This is a genomic window from Tessaracoccus rhinocerotis, assembly GCF_007197885.1.
Classification (GTDB): Bacteria; Actinomycetota; Actinomycetes; order Propionibacteriales; family Propionibacteriaceae; genus Arachnia; species Arachnia rhinocerotis.
Genome location: NZ_VKKG01000001.1, coordinates 497,151 through 515,245, shown reverse-complemented (window position 1 = coordinate 515,245; position 18,095 = coordinate 497,151). Strand labels below are relative to the sequence as shown.

Below are 18,095 nucleotides of genomic sequence, written 5' to 3'. Positions count from 1 at the left end.
ATGCGCACCGAGATGGACACCCTCGCCCAGTTCGACGACGCCGTGGCGGCGGGCGGTGACCTGTCCAGGGCGGTATTGCAGTCGCTCGACCTGAGGCATCGCGACGATGCGCTGCGGACCTGCCGCGTCGACGGCGCCCTGGTGCTGGGCTGCCGCCTGAGCGAGGAGGGCGCCCAGATCCTGCGCGCCGGTGGCGCCCTGCTGTTCCCGCGCCTGCCGGACGCGCCGCTGAACACCTATCGTGCGCACCTGTACACGCCCATCGACCTGTTCGACACCTACCCGACGGGAACCTACGAGGACAGCCTCGACGCCCGTGGCTACGCGTGGACGCGCGGAGCCGCGGGTGAGCCGTCGCTGGACCAGCAACTGGCCGAGTCGCTGCACGACCATGCGATCGCGGAGGCCCTCGACGACTACCTGGACATGGTGGACCCCGTCCAGGTCGTGGGTGTGATGGGCGGACATGCCCTGCAGCGGGGGAGCGAGGGCTACGCGGCCACTGCACGCCTCGGCATGCAGCTCGCGCTCGCCGGCAAGCTGGTGGCCTCCGGCGGCGGACCGGGCGCCATGGAGGCTGCCAACCTCGGCGCGAGGCTGGCCCCGCACGGACCCCAGGCGCTGGCGGAGGCGCTGCGCATGCTGGCCACGGTCCCGCGGTTCGTCCCCTCCGTCGACGACTGGGCCAAGGTCGCGTTCGAGGTGAAGGCCCAGTTCTCCGGCGGGTCCGACAACCTCGGCATCCCCACCTGGTTCTACGGCCACGAGCCGCCCAACGTGTTCGCCTCCCAGATCGCGAAGTTCTGCTCCAACGCCCTGCGCGAGGACATCCTGCTCAAGCGTTGCCGCGGCGGCCTGGTCTACCTGCCCGGCGCCGCCGGCACGGTCCAGGAACTGTTCCAGGCCGTCACGGGCAACTACTACGCGGAGGACCCCTCGACCATCACGCCGCTGGTGCTGGTCGGGGTCGAGCAGTGGACGCGCACGCTGCCCGCCTGGCCGCTGCTGTCGTCGCTGGCGGCCGGCAAGCCCATGGCCGACGCCATCAGGCTGGTCGACACTGTCGAGGAAGCAGGCGAGTTCCTCATCGCTCGCGTTGCTCGCCGATGAGGGTGTTGAGTGTGCGAGCGGCGGTGTCGGCCCCTGGCACAGTGGCGATGAAGTCCGTGCCGTCGGACAGTTCGAGACGCAGGCCGGGGCCGCTGCGCAACGCCAGCCGCGCACCCTGCGAGGTCATGCGCAGACCCGGTCCGCCGTACTCCATCGCCTCGACGCGCTCGAGTACCGACGCTTCCTCGATCTCGTGCAGCCCGCGGTGCAGCCTTGGCCAGCCCAGGTGCCCCACGACGCTGAGACCATCGGCGTCGACGCCGATTCTCCAGCGCCACATACCCAGCAGCGGAATCGCGACCAGCACCATGAAGACGAGGGGCAGGAGCCAGTCCTGCATGGCGAAGGCCACGATGAGGAACACCGGGACGGGGAGCAACAGGATCAGCAGGAACCCGGGTGACGACGCAACGATGGCGTTCCAGGTACGTCGCGGATCCTCCTCTGGTAGACGCGCCGAATGGGGCGGAATCCTGGTGGCGTTCGGCCGTGGTGGTGCCTGACCGACAAGACTCGACGACGCAATCCCGGTGAGGATCGCGACGGTGACTGCGGGAAGGAGCCACCAGGATTGGAACTCCAGCGGTCCAGCGGAGGTGGTGCCGGACTGCAACACTGTCGTGCCGCCGAGCAGCACTGCCAGGAAAACGCCCATGGCCGCCCCGAGCCCCGCGACTGTGGCCCCTTCGCCACGCGGCGTCACTGCGGCGACCAGCAGGGTGAACAAGACGGTGAAGCCCAGCGAGCCGAGGAGCACCCAGAAGGTGTGCCCCTTGGCCACGAAGCCGTCAGGACCGTTCGGGCCCCAGTGACTGACCACCAACTCGGGAAGCCGGCCGAACACGCTCCAGACAAGACCTGCGGCGACCAGATGTGCCGCCAGAGCGATCAGCATGCCGACGACAAGACCGCGGTTGCGCTGGGTCACTGCTGCTCCTCAGACAAAGACCATTTCGCCCAGTAGGATACCCGCCGGTTCGACACGGCCCTGCCCATGGCGGACCGGTAGCCTCTGCAGCATGCGTTCGACGGCCAGCATCCTGCACCTGGACCTGGACGCCTTCTTCGCCGCCGTCGAGCAGCGGGACAAGCCCAGCTTGCGGGGCAAGGCGGTCGTGGTGGGCGGCTCGGGCCCTCGCGGGGTCGTGGCCACGGCCAGCTACGAGGCCAGGCGTTTCGGTGTCCGCTCCGCCATGCCCGGCACTGAGGCGCGTCGAAGGGCGCCCAACGCAGCGTTCCTCGGTGGCCGGTTCGACGCCTACCGGCAGTCCTCCCGCGTGGTGATGGCGCTCCTCGCGGAGGTGTCGCCATTGGTGGAGCCGTTGAGCCTGGACGAGGCGTTCGTGGACCTCGCAGCCAGTGGCTGGGACCTCTCACGCGTCGAGGACCACGTCCGGGAGCTGCGCAGCGAGCTCACCCGCCGCACCGCCGGTCTGACGGCGTCGGTCGGTGTGGCCAGCAGCAAGTTCCTCGCCAAGCTGGCCTCCGAGGACGGCAAGCCTGACGGGTTCCGCGTGGTGCGGCCGGGGGAGGAGCTGGACTTCATCGCGCCGATGCCGGTGCGCAACATCCCGGGGGTCGGACCGGTCACCGAGCAGAAGCTCGTGACCATCGGGATGCACACCGTCGAGGACCTCCGGCACGCCGATCCCGGGGAACTCGTCCGCGAGCTGGGCAGGGCGTCGGGGGAGGCCTTGGCGGAGCTCGCATTCGCCCGCGACAACCGGCCCGTGGTCGCCGAGCGGGAGGCGAAGTCCATCTCCACCGAGGACACGTTCCCCAGCGACCTCAAGGACCGCGCCGAACTGGAGGACATCCTGCGCCGCGACGCCCGGCTGGTCGCGAGGCGCGTGGAGGCGGCGGGGGTGTTCGCCAAGACCATCAGCATCAAGGTCAGGATGGGCGACTTCACCACCGTGTCCAAGGCGCGGTCCCTGGCCGGGGCCACCGACAGGGTTGAGGTGATCGCTGCCGTCGGTGAGGAGTTGCTGCGGGAGGTCGACGTCCGGGCCGGGGTCCGCCTGCTCGGCATCGGCGCCTCCAACTTCACCCGCGCCGCCCAGGAGCAGCTCTTCGACGACGAGTCCGAGACGCCCGTCGGGGCCACCCAGACCTCGAGCGAGGTCGCCGTCTCCGGCGTGCGCGGGCACGGTTACCATCCCGGCGCCGACGTCGAGCACGACGAGTTCGGTCGGGGCTGGGTGTGGGGGGCCGGGCTCGGGCGCGTGACCGTGCGATTCGAGACCAGGGACACAGGCCCCGGCCCCATCAGGACCTTCGAAGCCGCCGACCCGTCACTGCGGCCCGCCCCCGACCTGCCGGAGTTGCCCGCGCCTCAGGGCTTGGAGCCCAGCGCCACGACGTAGTCGATCAGCAGCACGGTGGGATCGTCCAAGGCGGCACAGCGCTCGACGAAGTCGTCGCGCAACCGCTGCAGCTGCGGCTCGTCGAGGACAGCCACCATGGGTGCCAGCGGCGTCGCCGCGATGTACATGTCGAAGGTGTCCCGCGGCGGCGGCAGCGTGATCGTGACGGTGGCGGCCTCCGTGCGGACGTCGTGGAAGTCCGCCTCGCGCAGGAGCGCGGCCACCTCATCGGGCTGTCCCAGCTCGAAGATGCGCTCCACGAAGCGCTCGGCGTGCGGGCCCACATGGGCGCCCAGGGCCTCTGCCATCGCCTTCATGAACGGGGGCGTTGGTCCGGGGGTGAGGGTGGCGAAGCGCCCCCCGGGCCCCAGCACCCGGCGGATCTCGGCCAGCGCCCTGTGTCTGTCGGCGAAGTACTGCAGCCCCTGCAGGCACAAAACCAGGGTGAAGGAGTCGTCGGCCAGCGGGATGTCCTCGGCTGTGCCCAGCACCCAGTTCATGCCGCTCGGAGCCTTGGTGGCGGCCACCTCCAGCATCGGCTCGCTCGGGTCCAACCCGGTGACGTTGCCGACGTCCACCACGGCCTCGGCGGCGGTCCGGGCCACGATGCCGGTGCCGCAGGCGACGTCGAGCACCTGCTCGTGGCTCCGCGGCTGGGCGGCGGACAGCAGGCAGTAGGCCATCGGCCGGCCGACCGTGGGCACGTACTCGCGCTCGTAGAGTTCCGCGGCCCGCAGCAGCCGGTCTCGTTCAGCAGGCAGAAGCGTGTTCATGCCGTGGTCCCCCTCCAACAAACCGATCGCACGCGTGGGCACACAATACTGCGCGCAGGGGCGTTTGCGGACGTGAATGGATCGCGGAATCGGCCCCGCGTAAACTCGCCGCCATGGGAGCGAGACTCTTCACAGCCGTCCTGCCGCCCGAACCGGTTGTCGCCGACCTGGGTCGTCACCTCGAACCGCGCCGGGAGGCGGGCATCGAGTACTGGCGTTGGACCCGTCCGGAGGGCTGGCACCTGACCACCGCGTTCATGGCCTCGGTCTCCGACACCGCCCTGGACCTGTTGGTCGAGAACCTGGCGGGTGCCATGGCGCGTTCCAGTCCCTTCGACGTCGGCGTGGCAGGGGCACTGTGCTTCCCGAACCCCGCCAGGGCCCGGGTGCTGGCGATGTCGGTGGAGGAGGGGCACGAGCAGTTGGCGGCCCTGGCCACCTCGTGCAGGGGAGCGGCCACGCGTGCCGGGGCCTCGCCGGACGGCAGCCGCTTCCGGGGCCACCTGACCCTGGCCCGCGCGCGCCGTCCGTTCGACGCGACGAAGTGGTTCCACGTGGTGGACTCCTTCCCCGGCTGGACCTGGCGCGTCACCGAGGTGGCCCTGGTGCAGTCGCACATGGCCGATCCCGGCAACCGCTACGAGGTGCTGGAGAGATTCCCGCTCGGGGCCTAGTGGCCTATGCTTGGCGACGGCCCCGGATGGGGCCGGGCCGAAGTGGTGGAATTGGTAGACACGCAGGATTTAGGTTCCTGTGCCTTCGGGCGTGAGGGTTCAAGTCCCTTCTTCGGTACATGGCTGACCAGGCACTGCAACGTCGCGTCATCCGCACACTCGTCGGTGCCCAGGTCCTGACCAGTCTCGGGATGGCCAGCGGCGCGTCCGTGGGGGTCCTCCTGGCCGACGACCTCACCGGATCCGAGACCCTCGCCGGCTTCGGGACCACGGCGCAGGTCCTCGGAGGTGCACTGATCGCCATCCCCACCGCGCGGATCATGGCGGCGCGGGGCCGTCGTCCGGGGTTGTGGTTCAGCTACTCCCTCGCCGCCGTCGGCTCCCTTGTCATCATCGCGGCCGCGCTGCTGCGCAGCTACCCCCTCCTCGTGCTCGGCATGCTGGCCTTCGGCGGTGCCACCGCGGGCAACGGGCAGTCCCGCTACGCAGCCGCCGACCTCGCCGAGGACGCCCACCGCGGCCGCGACCTGTCCATCGTCGTGTGGGCGGCCACCGTCGGGGCCGTGCTCGGGCCGAACCTGATCGGGCCCGGCCGCGAGCTCGGACGCCTGGTCGGGGTCCCCGACCTCGCGGGCTCCTTCCTGTTCGCGCTGGTGGGGCTGCTATTGGGAATCGTCGTCATCGTGCGCTGGTTGCGGCCCGATCCGCTGCTGGTCTCCCGCGAGCTCGCCGGTGCGGTCCCCGGGGCGGCCCCCGCCGACAACGACGGCTCCCTCAGCCGCGGCCTGCGCGTCCTGCGTGCCCACCCACAGGCCCGCCGCGGCGCGCTGGTGGTCGCGCTCGGTCACGTGGTGATGGTGGGGGTGATGGGGATGACACCCCTTCACATGGCCCACGGCCACGCCGAGCTCGAGGTGATCGGCTTCGTGCTGTCGGTCCACATCCTCGGGATGTTCGCGTTCTCGCCGCTGGTCGGCGTGGCCGTCGACCGCCGCGGAGGCGTCGTGGTGGCCGGGACCGGGGGAGTGCTGCTGGTGGCCGCGGCGCTGCTGACCTCAGTGTCCCAGGCCGGCTGGTCCTCGCTGCTGCTGGTGGCCCTGTTCCTCCTGGGCCTGGGCTGGTCCTGCACGCTCGTGTCCGGATCGACGATGTTGACAGCGGCCGTGCGGCCGGACGAGAGAGCCGCGGTGCAGGGCTTGGCCGAGGTGGGCATGGGTCTCGCCGCCGCCGCCGGAGGTGCGGTGGCAGGAGGAGTGATGGAGGCGTTCGGCTACCGCTGGCTGGGGTTGGGCGCCGCTCTGCTCGGCCTGGTCATCCTTCTGCTCGCGACTGCGAGGACTCGGCAGCGGTCCTGAGTGCTGTCAGCGGAATGGCCAACCAGAGCACCACGATGACCGCCAGCGTCGCGCCCGCGCTGACCCATGCGGAGACAGGGCCGACGACGATGCTGACGATGAGTCCGACGGCGCCCGTGAAGGCACCGGCCAGGAACGCCAGCGCCGTCTTCGCCAGCCGCCCGCCGAATTTCACCAGCTCGTCCTTGAGCTGTTTGCGGAAGAGCAACCGGTGGGCGGCCACGGGGGCCAGGATGCAAACCGTTGACACCGTCATGCAGGCGAAGACCAGCAGGTAGATCCTCCGCTGGTCGGCGTTGAGTTCGGAGAAGCCAGCCTGGAAGGGGAGGATCAGCAGGAATCCGAACAGGATCTGGATCCCGGTCTGGGCCACGCGGAACTCCTGCAGGAGTTCACCCCAGTTGCGGTCGAGGCGCTCACCCGGCGTCTCGTGGCGCCGGGCAGGGCCGGTGGGCCGGTCGTCGGACATCCTGCGATCCTACTCGGACGTGCTGCCCCAAAAGCTTGTTCAACCAAAGGGTTGACAATCTGGGAGGCTCTGGCGCAGGATGGTGTTCAACCAAACGGTTGACGACGAGGGAGTGGTCATGGCGGACGAGTTGAGCAGGGTATTCGCGGCACTTGCGGATCCCACGCGGCGAGACATCGTCGCACGGCTGACCGTCGCGGACGCGACCGTGAGCGAGCTCGCCGAGCCCTACGACGTGAGCATCCAGGCGGTCTCCAAGCACCTGAAGGTGCTCGAGGAGGCCGGCCTGGTCACCCGCAGCCGGGAGGCGCAGAGGCGTCCGGTGCACCTGGACGCAGAGGTGTTCGACCTGATGACCAAGTGGATCGAGCGCTACCGCAGGCAGGCGGAGGAGCGCTACCAGCGCCTCGACGCCGTGCTCGCAGAGATGGATGGGACTCACCAACAGGAAGGAATGGTGTCATGAGCACCACGACCACGGCCGAGGCGCAGATCGAGGCCGACAAGGAACTACCGATCATCAGGACCACGCGCGATTTCCGGGCCACTCCGGCGCAGCTCGTCAGGGCCCACACGGACCCCGACCTGTTCATGCGCTGGGTGGGGCCGGACTCCATCACCAGTCGGGTCATCGAGTGGGACGCCCGCACCGGTGGCAGTTGGCGCTACGTCTCGGAGTCCGGCGGTGAGGAGTACGGCTTCCGCGGCTGCTTCCACACCGTCTCCGAGGACCGGATCGTGCAGACGTTCACCTGGGAGGCCATGCCGGACCAGGTCTCCCTGGAGACGCTGACCTTCGAGGACCTCGGGGACGGGATCACGCGGCTGCACGCGCAGTCGCTGTGCGACAGCTTCGAGGCCCGCGACGGCTGGTTGTCCTCGGGCATGGAGGTGGGCGTCAACGACGGCTACGCCAAGCTGGACCGGCTCCTCGCCGACGGCGAGGTCTGATCCACCCAGCGCTCGGCCACCACAGTGGCCGTGAGGGTTCCCGAGGAGAGGGTCGTGAGGGCGGTGTCGAAGTCCTCACGGCCCCGCCGTGGCACCGCGAGGTTGATGGTTGCGCGCTCGGCCCAGTCCACCCCGTCGACCGTGACGGGCGTCCCGTCGGGGAGCACGAGGCCGCGCAGCTGCGACTCCACCGAGCCGGCCTCGGCCGCCGAGACCTCGACGGCCAGCACGTCGCACCGCACCACCCGCCGGGTCCCGACCGCGGCGACGGCGCGGGCGACGGCGTCGGAGTAGGCACGCACCAGGCCGCCGGCGCCCAGCTTGATGCCACCGAAGTAGCGGGTCACCACCGCGACGACGTCGGTGAGCCGATTGCTGTTGAGTACCCCCAGCATCGGCACGCCCGCGGTGCCGGCGGGTTCGCCGTCGTCGGAGGAGCGTGCCGTGCGGGCATCGGGGCCGAGCACGAAGGCGCTGCAGTGGTGCCGGGCGTCGAACATCGCCCTGCGACGCTCCTCGACGACCGCGCGGGCCTCATCCTCCGAGCCCACCCGCCGCAGCCTGGTCAGGAAGCGGGAGCGCTTGATCTCGAGCTCGACGTCGACGCCGCGGCCGGGCGCGGCGTCGATGGTGAGGAACCCGTCAGACACCCAGTTCGCGACGGAGCTTCGCGACGTGTCCGGTGGCCTTGACGTTGTACTGGGCAACCCGAACGGTGCCCTCGCCCGACTCGTCGACGTCGATCACGAACGTGGAGCGGAGCACTCCCTCGATCTCCTTGCCGTAGAGCTTCTTGGTGCCGTAGGCCCCGTAGTCGTTGAGGGCCTCCTTGTCCGCGTCCGACAGGAGGGTGAACCCGACGTCGGACTTCTCCTTGAACTTCGCCAGCCGCTCGACGGAGTCCGGGGACACGCCCACGACGGTGTAGCCGGCGTCTGTCAGCGCGTCCAGCGACTCGGAGAAGTCGACGGCCTGCGTGGTGCACCCGGGCGTCATGGCCGCTGGGTAGAAGTACAGGATGAGTGAGGAACCGGAGTAGTCGGCGAGCGTGGTGGTGTTGCCCTCCGAATCAGGCAGCCGCAGGTCGGGTGCCTTGGAGCCTTGTGTCAAGCGCGCAGTCATGCGCCCATCCTAGGGGCTAGGCTGAGGGGGATCGACGTAAGGAGATTCGATGGCCAGCAAGAAGGCGCGCCCGGTGGCAGAGATTCGGGCGGACCTCGCAAGGAATCGTGCCAGGGTGGCGGACTCGCTGGGCGACTTCGTCGAGGAGGTACACCCCAAGAACATCGCCAAGCGCGGCATCGACGAGGCCAAGGGCTTCGTCGCTGACGAGTTCAAGGCAGCCAAGGCACAGGTGAAGGACGCCAACGGCTGGCGCACCGACCGGCTCCTGGCCATCGGGGGAGCGGTCCTCGGGGTGGTGGTGTTCGCGGTGACGCTGAACGTGGTCGCCGGCCGTCGGACCAGGAGCGTGCAGGCGCAGGTCCGCAAGGCCCTGGAAGCTACCAGGTGAGCGAGGGCAGCCTGCCGATCCGCATGCTGCACGACAGGGTTCTGGTCGACGTTGACGCCGCGGCCTCGGAGCGGCGCAGCGGTGGCGGGATCCTGATCCCTGCGACCGTCCAGATGGGACGCAAGCTCTCCTGGGCGAAGGTGGTGGCGGCCGGACCGAACGTGCGCGCCGTCGAGACCGGTGACCGGGTCCTGTTCGACCCCGAGGAGCGCGCGGAGGTGGAGCTCCACAGCCGCACCTACGTGCTGCTGCGGGAGCGTGACATCCACGCCGTCGCCTCCGAGGGCGACTCCGACGGCGGCACCGGGCTCTACCTCTAGTCCCAGCGCCGGCTCAGGAACTCGTTCTCGTCCCGGATCCGTGACCGGTTCGAGAACGTGCCCGAGGTGTGGAAGAGCAGCCCCACGCCACCGGCCGTGGCTGCCAGCTGGAAGAGTTGGTACACGTCGCTGAGTGGGTACTCGGGTCCGGTGCGGATCCCGGCGACGCCCACCACCAGCAGCGCGACCGAAGCGGCGAACAGCCAGTCGAGCGCCGACTGCCAGGGCACATCCTGCGACGTCGCCACGCGCAGCAGCGAAGGCGCGGGAGCCGGCGAGTCGGGGTCGGCTGCCTCCCGCAGGAGCGTCGGCCTGAGCAGCCACGAGAGTGCGACGTCAATGGCCGCCATCGCGAGCAGCAGTACCCCGATGACCACGACGGCCCAGACGGCCGGCGCCGGCAGCTCGATGCCCACGAGCAGGATGATGAGGCCGACGGTGGCGCCCGCGGCCCAGCGCAGCCCACTGCGGACGCCCAGCAGTCGCCCAAGCCGCCCGATGCCGGGGCGCGCGCCACGGAGTTGGTCTCGGTCGCCGGGGGTGAGGGTGCCGCTCGCGGGCCTCATGGGCGCCGCGGCCCACCGGTCGTGCGCCGGGCCGTTCACCTTCCGGCTGCCGGCGACGATCATCCAGACGCCGAGGCCCACCAGGATCGGACTGCTGAGGCCGAGTGCCCAGGCGAACAGGTTCTCGGGCTCCTCGTCGGCGACGAAGAAGCCGACGGCCCCGATGAACCCGAAGAAGATGACCACCGGGAAACCCAGCAGCTGCATCCCGAAACCCGCCCGCTTCCGACGGACCGCCTCGTGCTGCCACGCGACGGGAGGATCCCGAGGGGCATCGGGGCTGCGTGCGATCCGGTCCAGCACCTTCCTGGTGCCACGGTGCTGGAAGTAGGTGGTGACCTGCGCGGCCGCCAGGGCGACGGCGACGCCCCAGACGCCAGCCGTGAAAGACAGGTTCCCGAGGAACCGCGCCAGCCCTGCCCGGGCGGCACCCGCCGCCCCGAGGCGCCCGTCGTCGAGGGCCATCTCAAGGAGCAGCGCGACCAGGAAGACGACTGCCGAAGCGGCCGCCGCCCGCACCAACACCGTCGAGACGTGCCGCAGGACGTGGACGCTGACTGGCATGGGGTGGGTGGGGGCAGGTGCTGGCATCACCGCCAAGCCTGCCAGAACACGAAGAAACCCCGACATCTCGTCGGACGAGTGTTGGTTGCTGAATGCCGCTTGTTCTCCCAGACCGACTCTGCGGGGGTGTTGGTGAGGTGTCAGTGCGAGTTGCGGAGGTAGTTCTCTCGGATCGTGGAACGGATGTCGGTGGCAACCAGTTGGGCTTCGTGCATGAGCTCGATGATGCGGCGGTAGTTGGTCCAATGGCTGTTCCAGAGCTCCCGCCCGACAAGCTGTGGGAAGTCCAGACGTGTTGGTGGCTTCCACGACTCATAGGCCTCCAGCCTCTCAGCCTTGGCCTCCAGGAACTGCACCCCACGGGTCTTTGGCGAGAGGGCAGCGGGACCGAACATCCATTCGCGCCAGTGCCTGTTTCCTTTGCTCTGGTTGCACTTGCCGCAGGCGGGAACGAGGTTGTGGATCTCGGAGATGTATCCGGTGGGTTCCTTGTTGACCACGAGCGGGCGGAGGTGGTCCCATTCTGTCCACGTGTCGCCGCAGTACGCGCAGCGAACGTCATCCAGCATGTGGAGAATCGTCAACGCCTGGCGGAGTTCAGCAGGGGTGGGAGGAACAACCGGGATGATTGAGTTGATGAAGGAGTTGGTGATGCTTGACGTCCGCCCCGCAATCTGGACAGCTTGGGGCATGCGGAACGATCGGGCCAAGTCCGCCAGCGGCTCCTCATCAGCGCGTCCACCTGAGCCTCGGGTTTCAACCATGCTTCGACCTCCCGCCCGCGGAGACCTTCTCCGGGGGACACGTCGAAGGTTAGCCCCCAGCACCGGCAAGTCTCTGGGGGACTGTCCGAGGCAGTTCTCCTCCGTCTGGGGCTCTTGAGCCGAAGCCGGGAGCGGAGGCCGAACGCTCTCTTGACGGAGGGAGTCCAAATAGTGCATACAGCCCGTTGAGACGACAACTGGCCCTCACCTCGCGTGAGATGAGAGCCAGCCAGCCAAGTACTTGTACACCACCAGGGACTCGAACCCTGAACCCATTGATTAAGAGTCAATTGCTCTGCCAGTTGAGCTAGTGGTGCTTGCTTTGCCGAGAAGCAACTTTACTGGCTGTCGGGCGAAATGGGAAATCGGGTGCTCCATGCCCCCGGTCGGGCGAACTCGAGGTAGTCGGCGGCCACGTCGTCGGCATCGACCGTGGCCGTGCAGAGCAGCAGGGACAGCGTGGGGATGCCGTAGGGGCGGTTGTCCCGGATGATGGCCGCGTCGTCGGTGGCGGGCAGTCTCCCGGAGCGTTCGAGCACCTCGAACCAGGGCCCGAACCAGTCCCCGTCGGCGGCCGCGTCGGCCCGCTGTGCCGCCGCCCTGAACTCGGGCAGCCAGCGCGGCACCCGGGTGAACGACTCGTCGTTGGGGAGTTCGCTGTTGACCAGCATGTGCACACCCGGCTCGAGTTCGCTGCTGGTCAGTGTGGCGCCGTCGGAGAGGGTGAGCGTGACGCGCGCGCCCGCGACGGTGACGAGGTTGTAGGCCTGGGTGCGGCGGTCCGGGTCGGGCTCGCGGTCGGTCACGGCGTCGAGGACCACCTCGCCGCGGGAGGCCAGGCCGGGTTGCGGCGCGGGCCCACCGACGTTGAGCAGGACCGCGAGTCGCCCCTCAGTCGGCAGCGCCGCCAGCCACGCGCCGCCGGCCCGGGCGTCCTGCACCCCGATCACGCCCGGGTGCGTGGTGGACCAGTGCTCCCCGAGCGCCCGCCATGGCCGGTCCGGGTCCTCGTCGCGGACGGCGAGCACTCGGGTGGGCCGGTCCTTGTCGTGGGGGACGTGGACGATGACTGTGCACATGGCACGATGGTGCCATGTTCGTAGTCGTCGGAGTGACGGGCGGGATCGCCGCGTACAAGAGCGTCCAGCTGGTGCGCCTGCTCGTGCTCGGTGGGCACGACGTCCACGTGGTCCCCACCGAGGACTCCCTGCGGTTCGTCGGGATCACGACCTGGGAGGCCATCAGTCGCAACCCCGTCACCACCTCCGTGCACGACGACGTCGCCCGGGTGCGCCACGTCGCCCTGGGCAAGGCAGCCGACCTGGTGATCGTCGCGCCCGCGACGGCCAACCGGATCGCGAAGCTGGCCGCAGGTATCGCCGACGACCTGCTGGGCACCACGCTGCTGGCCACCACGGCACCCGTGGTGGTGGCGCCCGCGATGCACACCGAGATGTGGAACCACCCCGCGACGCAGGCCAACGTGGCCACCCTGGTCGAGCGCGGCGTCGTCATCGTGGGCCCCGAGGACGGCCCGCTCACCGGCGGCGACGTCGGACCGGGCCGGGTGACCGAGCCGGAGGACCTGCTGGAGCGGGCCCTCGCCGTCGTCTCCGGCGGCGGGGACCTCGACGGGCTCCGCGTCGTCGTGTCCACGGGCGGCACGCGGGAGCCGATCGACCCGGTCCGCTTCCTGGGAAACCGGTCCAGCGGGCGGCAGGGCGCGGCAGTCGCCCTGGCCGCCGCGGAGCGTGGCGCCGACGTCGAGCTCGTGGCGGCCCACGTCGACGACGGCGTGCTCGACGCCGCAGCCGCCCACCCGCGCGTGCGTCTCACCCGGGCGAGCAGCGCGCAGGAACTGCAGGAGGCCGTGGTCACGATCGCGGGCGAGTCCGACGTCGTGGTGATGGCGGCGGCCGTCGCCGACTACCGGGTGGCCGGCACGTCGGACACCAAGCTCTCCAAGAAGGGTGACGAGGGCCTCAGCCTCGACCTGGTCCAGAACCCCGACATCCTCGCTGGCCTGGTGGAGGACCGGGTGCCGGGCCAGACCATCGTCGGGTTCGCGGCCGAGACCGCACCGACGGAGGAGGAACTCCTCTCGAAGGGCCGCGCGAAGCGGCGCCGCAAGGGCGTGGACCTGCTCGCCGTCAACGAGGTGGGCTGGGACAAGGGATTCGAGTCGGGTGAGAACCTGCTGGTGTTCCTCGACGCCCGGGACGAGGAGATCGCCCGCTCCCACGGCAGCAAGCGGCGGGTGGCCGACGCCCTGTGGGACGCCGTCCTGACGATCCGCGGTAGCCGCTAGCGGGACGCGATGTCGCGCCGCCTGAACCCCAGCGCGCCGATAGCCAGCAGCGCGAGCGCGATCCCGCCCACCACCAGCAGGGGAGCGGCCTCGAGGTCGGCTCCCGGCAGCAGCGGCGTGTGCGTGAACGGCGAGACGTTCCTCACCCAGTCGGGCAGCCGCAGCAGCTCGCCCAGGAACAGCACGAGCACGACCCAAACCACCAGCAACCACGCGAGGCCGGTCGCCCTGGGTGCCGCGCCGTAGCAGGCGACGGCGAAGGCGGCCACCAGCAGGATCGCCGGTAGGAAGACCACTGCCGCGAGCAGCATCTCGCCGACCCGGTCCGACTCGCCGGTACCGGCCCACACCCCAAGGCCGACGCCGAGGCCGCTGAGTACCGTCAGCAGCACCGTCTGGATCCCCACCGTGGCCAGCCAGCCGAGAAGGTAGCCGGTGCGGGTGTTGCCCGCCACCAGCAATTGCTCGGCGCGCCCGTCCTCCTCCTCCGACTTCAGCCGCAACACCCCCGAGACGGAGGTGACCAGGGGAGCGACGAGCACGTAGGAGAGGATGATCGTGGCGAACTCGCCAGTCAGGTCCGTGCCCTCCAACGCGATCCAGTCCTCCAGTTGCGGGTTGGAGGCGAGCATGTCGTCGAGTTCACCGGACAGCGAGCCCATCGCGACGGCGAAGAAGAATGCGCCGATGCCCCAGGCGATCACCCCGCCACGCAGCAGGCGCGCCGCCAGGCCGACGGGGCTCCCGAGCCGGTCGGGTGCCGTCGCCGGTCCCGGCCGTGTGGGACGAAGCCCGGCGCCGATGTCGCGCCGCCGCGCGAAGGCGACCGCCACTGCGAACAGGGCGACGGTGACGGCCAGCGAGACGAGCAGCGGCCACCAGCGCAGGTCCACGAACATCCGGGTCTGCTGGGCCCAGGCGAACGGTGAGAGCCAGCTCAGCCAGGATCCCGAGTGGTTGATCACGTCGCCGACCCCGCGCACGAGGAAGGCGATGGCGAGCGCCGCCATGGACATTCCGGTGACGCCGCGGGTGTTCTCCGTCAGCTGGGCGAACAGCGTCGCGAGCCCCGCGAACACCATTCCGGTGGCCGCGGCCGCCACGCCGAAGGCGACGGCGTCGACGACGGGTACGGCCTCCAGGCCCGGCAGCAGCAGGCCGAGTGTGGTGGCCGCCCCGGCGAGGACGGAGGCGACGGCGACGGTGATGATCGACGCCGTCGCCGGGGCGAACCTGCCCACCGGCAGCGACCGGATCAGCTCGAGGCGGCCGGACTCCTCCTCGGCCCTCGTGTGGCGCACGGCGAGCAGGATCGCCATGATCGCGACGGCGATGAACAGGTAGAGGCCCAGCTCATTGGCCAGCATCGCGCCGAACGTGTAGTGCTCCATCTGGAACGCCGGGCCGGTCATCATGATGGTCGCCGGGTTGCCCAGCAGGGCGCCGCGGGCGTCGAGGGACTCCTGGGTGGGGAAGGCCTCGTCCAGGGCGATGACGCTGCCCCAGACACACAGCAGGATGGCCACGGCCCAGATCACCAGCCGGAGACGATCCAGCCGAAGGTTCAGCCTCGTCAGCGCGGCGGTGCCGGTGAATGGTGAACCGCTCACTTGGAACCGGCCCCCTCGCTGACGTCGTCGCCGTAGTGGCGCATGAACAGTTCCTCGAGAGACGGCGGGGCGATCGTCACGTTCTCGACGCCGACGTCGGCGAGGAGGCGCAGCACCTCGCTGGTGTGGGAATTGTCCACGTCGAAGGACAGGTGACCGTCCTCCCGGGACAGGTCGTGGACGTGCTCGTGGCGCTGGAACCGCTCCGCCGCGTCGGTTGCGTGCGTGGTGGCGGTCACGGTCGAGCGGGTGAGGTGCCTCAGCTCGGCCAGGGTGCCACTCTCCACGTCCCTGCCCGCACGAATGATGGTGACCGTGTCGCACAGCTTCTCCACCTCGGCGAGGATGTGGCTGGACAGCAGCACCGTGCGGCCAGCAGCCCGCAGCTTCCGGACCTCGTCGGTGAAGACGGCCTCCATCAGCGGGTCGAGGCCGGAGGTGGGCTCGTCGAGGAGGAACAGTTCCGCGTCCGAGGCGAGGGCGGCGACGAGCGCCACCTTCTGCCGGTTGCCCTTGGAGTAGGTACGGGCCTTCTTCCGGGGGTCAAGCTCGAAGCGCTCCAGCAACTCGCTGCGGCGTGCGTTGTCGGCGCCACCATGCAGCCGGGTCAGGATGTCGATGGCCTCCCCGCCGGTCAGGTTGGGCCACAGGTTGGTGTCGCCCGGCACGTAGGCGACGCGTCTGTGGATGCCCACTGCGTCGGACCACGCGTCCTGCCCCAGTACGCGGGCTGTGCCGGAATCGGCGCGCAGCATTCCGAGCAGGACCCGGATGGTGGTGGACTTGCCGGAGCCGTTGGGCCCCAGGAACCCCGTGACGCTGCCGGTGGGCACCCGGAGGTTGAAGCCGTCCAGGGCGCGGGTCGGGCCGAACGTCTTGACCAGGTCGGACGCCTCGATGGCGAAGTCTGTCATTTCGTGCTCCTGTCGGTGTTGGCCAGGTAGGTGTCGAGCAGTGTCGAGTCGGTCAGTAGCGGTTCGGTGAAGAGCTCGAGGAACGGCAGCAGGATCCGCTCGGTGTAGCGGCGCAGCCAGCGCGGCAGGTCCTCGAGGACGAACGGCTCGCTCCCGGTGGGCAGTTGCAGCAGGAGGGAACCCAAGGAGATCTCGGCGAGGACCCTGGCCCTGTCCTCCGGAACCCGACTGGGCGACACGGTCCCGGCGGCGACGGCGTCGGCGAGGTACGCGGCGGCGTCCGCGACGACCCCGTCGACGAACTTCCTGGTGAGCTCGCCGCCCTCCTGCAGGCAGCGCAACGTGTACCCGACCAGCGGGGCGTAGCCCTCCACCTCGGCCAACTGGGCGAGCATGGCTCCCGGTGCGCCGGCGTTGCCCAGCACGCTCGACTTGTTGTGCCTGACCTGCTGGAGCACGTAGGTGTCACAGGCCTCGCGCAGGCCGGCACGGGAACCGAAGTGGTGCATGATCAGCCCAGGGCTGACGCCGGCATCGGCGGCGATGGCGCGCAGCGGGGCCTCGAGTCCGTCCGAGGCGAACCGCAGGATGGCGGCGTCGCGGATCCGGGCCTTCGTGGTCAGATCCTCTTGCGCTGAACGCATGTTCAATAGGCTACACGCCTGTTCAATGACCTTCAAGGTCCTCGGTGGTCAAGGCGAAGCGCTCGTGGTCGCGCCAGGCGCCGTCGAGGAAGAGCATCCGCGGGGTGAAGCCCTCGTGCCGGAATCCCAGCCGCTGGGCCATGGCGATGGAGCGCACGTTCTCCGGCCGCACGTTGATCTCCACCCGGTGCAGGCCCAGCCCTGCCGGCTCGGCGGCGAGGGCGTGGGCCACGACGAGTCGGAGGCCCTCCGTCATGAGCCCGGTCCCGGAGTAGGGGCGGTAGCTCTCGTAGCCGAGACTCGCGTTCCGGAACCGGCCGCGCACGATGTTGGCGATGTTGACGGTCCCGACCAGGCCGCCGTCGGCCTCGCAGAAGACCAACCGGGTGGTGAAGGCGTCCGACTGGCGCTGGAGGATGCGCACAAGTTCGTCCGGCTCGGAAGGGCTCCAGGGGTGGAGGTCGTCGAGGGACCTGGTCACGGCGTCGTGGTGGGCGGTGAGGTCCGCTGTGGTGGGACGTCGGATGCTGACTCGCACCCTGTAATCGTCGCACCGATAGTGTGGCGGCGTGACGACCAGTATTGATCCAGACGTTGTGCAGTGGCGCGAGGGAACCGGCGGGGACCTGCTGGTCCTCCTGCACGGACTCGGCTCCAACGAACTCGACCTGTTTGGTCTGGTGCCCCATTTGCCCGCGAAGTTCACCGTGGCATCCCTGCGCGCCCCGCTGCGATACGGCCCGGGCTTCGCCTGGTTCGAGTTCGGCGGGGCGGCCGATCCTGACGACAGCGAGCTGATCGACGCCTCCACCAAGGCGGTGCTGGCCTGGCTCGACGACCTGGAGCAGGACTACGACCGGGTCCACCTGCTGGGCTTCTCCCAGGGCGGCGCCGTCGCCACCCAGCTCGCCAGGCTTGCGCCCGAGCGGTTCGCCTCCATCTCTCACCTCGCCTCGTTCGTTCATCCCGGAGCGCAGTCGGGCGACGCCGATCTGGCGGCCCGCGAGCCCCGGATGCCGGTTCTCTCCACGCTGGGTGACTTCGACGAGGTGATCGGGCAGGCGCGCGCCGCACTCTCGGCGTCGTGGCTGGATGAGCACTTCGACGTCGAACGCCACAACTACCCCCGCGGCCACTCCATCGTGCAGGAGGAGCTGACTGACCTCGTCGCGTTCCTCGAGCGCGTCTGACCAG

22 protein-coding genes and 2 tRNA genes are annotated in these 18,095 nt (G+C 69.8%); 11 read left to right on the top strand and 13 right to left on the bottom strand.

Annotated elements, in window-relative coordinates; genetic code table 11:
• Complete coding sequence (locus tag FOJ82_RS02420; protein ID WP_143936840.1) at positions 1 to 1,110, top strand: LOG family protein; 1,110 nt, start codon at positions 1 to 3, stop codon at positions 1,108 to 1,110.
• Here FOJ82_RS02420 and FOJ82_RS02415 read toward each other — a convergent pair.
• Complete coding sequence (locus tag FOJ82_RS02415) at positions 1,085 to 2,038, bottom strand: SdpI family protein (protein ID WP_143936839.1); 954 nt, start codon at positions 2,036 to 2,038, stop codon at positions 1,085 to 1,087. The genes FOJ82_RS02420 and FOJ82_RS02415 overlap by 26 nt on opposite strands.
• 91 nt (positions 2,039 to 2,129) lie before the next feature.
• Here FOJ82_RS02415 and FOJ82_RS02410 point away from each other — a divergent pair, with 91 nt between their 5' ends.
• Positions 2,130 to 3,476: a DNA polymerase IV gene (locus FOJ82_RS02410; RefSeq protein WP_143936838.1), complete on the top strand. Its 1,347-nt coding sequence runs from the start codon at positions 2,130 to 2,132 to the stop codon at positions 3,474 to 3,476.
• Here FOJ82_RS02410 and FOJ82_RS02405 read toward each other — a convergent pair.
• Positions 3,446 to 4,249 (bottom strand): methyltransferase domain-containing protein, encoded by an 804-nt coding sequence (locus tag FOJ82_RS02405; protein ID WP_143936837.1) that lies wholly within the window; start codon positions 4,247 to 4,249, stop codon positions 3,446 to 3,448. The genes FOJ82_RS02410 and FOJ82_RS02405 overlap by 31 nt on opposite strands.
• A gap of 113 nt (positions 4,250 to 4,362) precedes the next feature.
• On the opposite strand from FOJ82_RS02405, the gene thpR reads away from it, so the two are divergent.
• From thpR to FOJ82_RS02390, 3 genes are all read left to right on the top strand, one after another.
• A complete protein-coding gene (gene thpR, locus FOJ82_RS02400; protein WP_143936836.1) occupies positions 4,363 to 4,923 on the top strand; it encodes an RNA 2',3'-cyclic phosphodiesterase in 561 nt (186 codons plus the stop codon).
• Between the two features lie 36 nt (positions 4,924 to 4,959).
• Positions 4,960 to 5,041 (top strand) — tRNA-Leu (locus FOJ82_RS02395).
• Position 5,042: 1 nt separating this feature from the next.
• Positions 5,043 to 6,278: an MFS transporter gene (locus FOJ82_RS02390; protein WP_143936835.1), complete on the top strand. Its 1,236-nt coding sequence runs from the start codon at positions 5,043 to 5,045 to the stop codon at positions 6,276 to 6,278.
• On the opposite strand, the gene FOJ82_RS02385 is transcribed toward FOJ82_RS02390, so the two are convergent.
• Positions 6,235 to 6,747: a DUF6328 family protein gene (locus FOJ82_RS02385; protein ID WP_185975585.1), complete on the bottom strand. Its 513-nt coding sequence runs from the start codon at positions 6,745 to 6,747 to the stop codon at positions 6,235 to 6,237. The two genes, FOJ82_RS02390 and FOJ82_RS02385, sit on opposite strands and share 44 nt — an antisense overlap.
• 118 nt (positions 6,748 to 6,865) lie before the next feature.
• On the opposite strand from FOJ82_RS02385, the gene FOJ82_RS02380 reads away from it, so the two are divergent.
• Together FOJ82_RS02380 and FOJ82_RS02375 are read left to right on the top strand one after the other, a co-directional pair.
• Complete coding sequence (locus tag FOJ82_RS02380) at positions 6,866 to 7,213, top strand: ArsR/SmtB family transcription factor (RefSeq protein ID WP_143937387.1); 348 nt, start codon at positions 6,866 to 6,868, stop codon at positions 7,211 to 7,213.
• A complete protein-coding gene (locus FOJ82_RS02375; RefSeq protein WP_143936834.1) occupies positions 7,210 to 7,698 on the top strand; it encodes an SRPBCC family protein in 489 nt (162 codons plus the stop codon). The genes FOJ82_RS02380 and FOJ82_RS02375 overlap by 4 nt, the downstream gene beginning before the upstream one ends.
• Here FOJ82_RS02375 and FOJ82_RS16930 read toward each other — a convergent pair.
• Together FOJ82_RS16930 and FOJ82_RS02365 are read right to left on the bottom strand one after the other, a co-directional pair.
• On the bottom strand, positions 7,656 to 8,348 hold the full coding sequence (locus FOJ82_RS16930; protein WP_143936833.1) for an IMPACT family protein: 693 nt from the start codon (positions 8,346 to 8,348) through the stop codon (positions 7,656 to 7,658). The genes FOJ82_RS02375 and FOJ82_RS16930 overlap by 43 nt on opposite strands.
• Complete coding sequence (locus FOJ82_RS02365; RefSeq protein WP_143936832.1) at positions 8,341 to 8,820, bottom strand: peroxiredoxin; 480 nt, start codon at positions 8,818 to 8,820, stop codon at positions 8,341 to 8,343. The genes FOJ82_RS16930 and FOJ82_RS02365 overlap by 8 nt, the downstream gene beginning before the upstream one ends.
• Positions 8,821 to 8,869: 49 nt before the next feature.
• Between FOJ82_RS02365 and FOJ82_RS02360 the strand changes: the two genes are divergently transcribed.
• A complete protein-coding gene (locus tag FOJ82_RS02360) occupies positions 8,870 to 9,211 on the top strand; it encodes a DUF3618 domain-containing protein (protein WP_143936831.1) in 342 nt (113 codons plus the stop codon).
• Positions 9,212 to 9,234: 23 nt separating this feature from the next.
• Positions 9,235 to 9,531 (top strand): GroES family chaperonin, encoded by a 297-nt coding sequence (locus FOJ82_RS02355; protein WP_143937386.1) that lies wholly within the window; start codon positions 9,235 to 9,237, stop codon positions 9,529 to 9,531.
• Here FOJ82_RS02355 and FOJ82_RS02350 read toward each other — a convergent pair.
• The 4 genes from FOJ82_RS02350 to FOJ82_RS02335 all read right to left on the bottom strand — a co-directional run bounded on the left by FOJ82_RS02350 (position 9,528) and on the right by FOJ82_RS02335 (position 12,504).
• A complete protein-coding gene (locus FOJ82_RS02350) occupies positions 9,528 to 10,688 on the bottom strand; it encodes a hypothetical protein (RefSeq protein WP_143936830.1) in 1,161 nt (386 codons plus the stop codon). The genes FOJ82_RS02355 and FOJ82_RS02350 overlap by 4 nt on opposite strands.
• Before the next feature lie 113 nt (positions 10,689 to 10,801).
• Entirely contained in the window at positions 10,802 to 11,425 is a 624-nt protein-coding gene (locus FOJ82_RS02345) for an HNH endonuclease signature motif containing protein (RefSeq protein ID WP_143936829.1), read from the bottom strand.
• A 244-nt stretch (positions 11,426 to 11,669) separates the two neighbouring features.
• A tRNA-Lys gene (locus FOJ82_RS02340) sits at positions 11,670 to 11,742 on the bottom strand.
• A gap of 21 nt (positions 11,743 to 11,763) precedes the next feature.
• A complete protein-coding gene (locus FOJ82_RS02335) occupies positions 11,764 to 12,504 on the bottom strand; it encodes an NRDE family protein (protein WP_143936828.1) in 741 nt (246 codons plus the stop codon).
• A 14-nt stretch (positions 12,505 to 12,518) separates the two neighbouring features.
• Between FOJ82_RS02335 and coaBC the strand changes: the two genes are divergently transcribed.
• Positions 12,519 to 13,733 carry a bifunctional phosphopantothenoylcysteine decarboxylase/phosphopantothenate--cysteine ligase CoaBC gene (gene coaBC / locus FOJ82_RS02330; protein WP_143936827.1) on the top strand — a complete coding sequence of 405 codons (1,215 nt, stop codon included), beginning with the start codon at positions 12,519 to 12,521 and terminating at the stop codon, positions 13,731 to 13,733.
• Here coaBC and FOJ82_RS02325 read toward each other — a convergent pair.
• The 4 genes from FOJ82_RS02325 to FOJ82_RS02310 are packed head-to-tail and all read right to left on the bottom strand — an operon-like array spanning position 13,730 to position 17,439.
• Positions 13,730 to 15,343, bottom strand: a complete 1,614-nt coding sequence (locus FOJ82_RS02325) for an ABC transporter permease (protein WP_143936826.1) — start codon at positions 15,341 to 15,343, stop codon at positions 13,730 to 13,732. The genes coaBC and FOJ82_RS02325 overlap by 4 nt on opposite strands.
• Positions 15,340 to 16,257: an ABC transporter ATP-binding protein gene (locus FOJ82_RS02320; RefSeq protein ID WP_143936825.1), complete on the bottom strand. Its 918-nt coding sequence runs from the start codon at positions 16,255 to 16,257 to the stop codon at positions 15,340 to 15,342. The genes FOJ82_RS02325 and FOJ82_RS02320 overlap by 4 nt, the downstream gene beginning before the upstream one ends.
• Positions 16,254 to 16,901 (bottom strand): TetR/AcrR family transcriptional regulator, encoded by a 648-nt coding sequence (locus FOJ82_RS02315; protein WP_185975584.1) that lies wholly within the window; start codon positions 16,899 to 16,901, stop codon positions 16,254 to 16,256. The genes FOJ82_RS02320 and FOJ82_RS02315 overlap by 4 nt, the downstream gene beginning before the upstream one ends.
• Positions 16,902 to 16,923: 22 nt before the next feature.
• Entirely contained in the window at positions 16,924 to 17,439 is a 516-nt protein-coding gene (locus FOJ82_RS02310; RefSeq protein WP_143936823.1) for a GNAT family N-acetyltransferase, read from the bottom strand.
• A gap of 31 nt (positions 17,440 to 17,470) precedes the next feature.
• Between FOJ82_RS02310 and FOJ82_RS02305 the strand changes: the two genes are divergently transcribed.
• Positions 17,471 to 18,091, top strand: a complete 621-nt coding sequence (locus FOJ82_RS02305; RefSeq protein ID WP_143936822.1) for an alpha/beta hydrolase — start codon at positions 17,471 to 17,473, stop codon at positions 18,089 to 18,091.
• Positions 18,092 to 18,095: the final 4 nt, after the last annotated feature.

What these genes read in the sequence shown, in the direction of transcription:
- FOJ82_RS02375 (WP_143936834.1), top strand. Translation starts at nt 7,210, where the DNA reads ATGAGCACCACGACCACGGCCGAGGCGCAGATCGAGGCCGACAAGGAA.
- FOJ82_RS02410 (WP_143936838.1), top strand. Translation starts at nt 2,130, where the DNA reads ATGCGTTCGACGGCCAGCATCCTGCACCTGGACCTGGACGCCTTCTTC.
- FOJ82_RS02405 (WP_143936837.1), bottom strand. Translation starts at nt 4,249, where the DNA reads ATGAACACGCTTCTGCCTGCTGAACGAGACCGGCTGCTGCGGGCCGCG.
- coaBC (WP_143936827.1), top strand. Translation starts at nt 12,519, where the DNA reads ATGTTCGTAGTCGTCGGAGTGACGGGCGGGATCGCCGCGTACAAGAGC.
- FOJ82_RS02355 (WP_143937386.1), top strand. Translation starts at nt 9,235, where the DNA reads ATGCTGCACGACAGGGTTCTGGTCGACGTTGACGCCGCGGCCTCGGAG.
- FOJ82_RS02420 (WP_143936840.1), top strand. Translation starts at nt 1, where the DNA reads ATGCGCACCGAGATGGACACCCTCGCCCAGTTCGACGACGCCGTGGCG.
- FOJ82_RS02345 (WP_143936829.1), bottom strand. Translation starts at nt 11,425, where the DNA reads ATGGTTGAAACCCGAGGCTCAGGTGGACGCGCTGATGAGGAGCCGCTG.
- FOJ82_RS02360 (WP_143936831.1), top strand. Translation starts at nt 8,870, where the DNA reads ATGGCCAGCAAGAAGGCGCGCCCGGTGGCAGAGATTCGGGCGGACCTC.
- thpR (WP_143936836.1), top strand. Translation starts at nt 4,363, where the DNA reads ATGGGAGCGAGACTCTTCACAGCCGTCCTGCCGCCCGAACCGGTTGTC.
- FOJ82_RS02365 (WP_143936832.1), bottom strand. Translation starts at nt 8,820, where the DNA reads ATGACTGCGCGCTTGACACAAGGCTCCAAGGCACCCGACCTGCGGCTG.
- FOJ82_RS02385 (WP_185975585.1), bottom strand. Translation starts at nt 6,747, where the DNA reads ATGTCCGACGACCGGCCCACCGGCCCTGCCCGGCGCCACGAGACGCCG.
- FOJ82_RS02320 (WP_143936825.1), bottom strand. Translation starts at nt 16,257, where the DNA reads ATGACAGACTTCGCCATCGAGGCGTCCGACCTGGTCAAGACGTTCGGC.
- FOJ82_RS02335 (WP_143936828.1), bottom strand. Translation starts at nt 12,504, where the DNA reads ATGTGCACAGTCATCGTCCACGTCCCCCACGACAAGGACCGGCCCACC.
- FOJ82_RS02390 (WP_143936835.1), top strand. Translation starts at nt 5,043, where the DNA reads ATGGCTGACCAGGCACTGCAACGTCGCGTCATCCGCACACTCGTCGGT.
- FOJ82_RS02380 (WP_143937387.1), top strand. Translation starts at nt 6,866, where the DNA reads ATGGCGGACGAGTTGAGCAGGGTATTCGCGGCACTTGCGGATCCCACG.
- FOJ82_RS02315 (WP_185975584.1), bottom strand. Translation starts at nt 16,901, where the DNA reads ATGCGTTCAGCGCAAGAGGATCTGACCACGAAGGCCCGGATCCGCGAC.
- FOJ82_RS02350 (WP_143936830.1), bottom strand. Translation starts at nt 10,688, where the DNA reads ATGCCAGCACCTGCCCCCACCCACCCCATGCCAGTCAGCGTCCACGTC.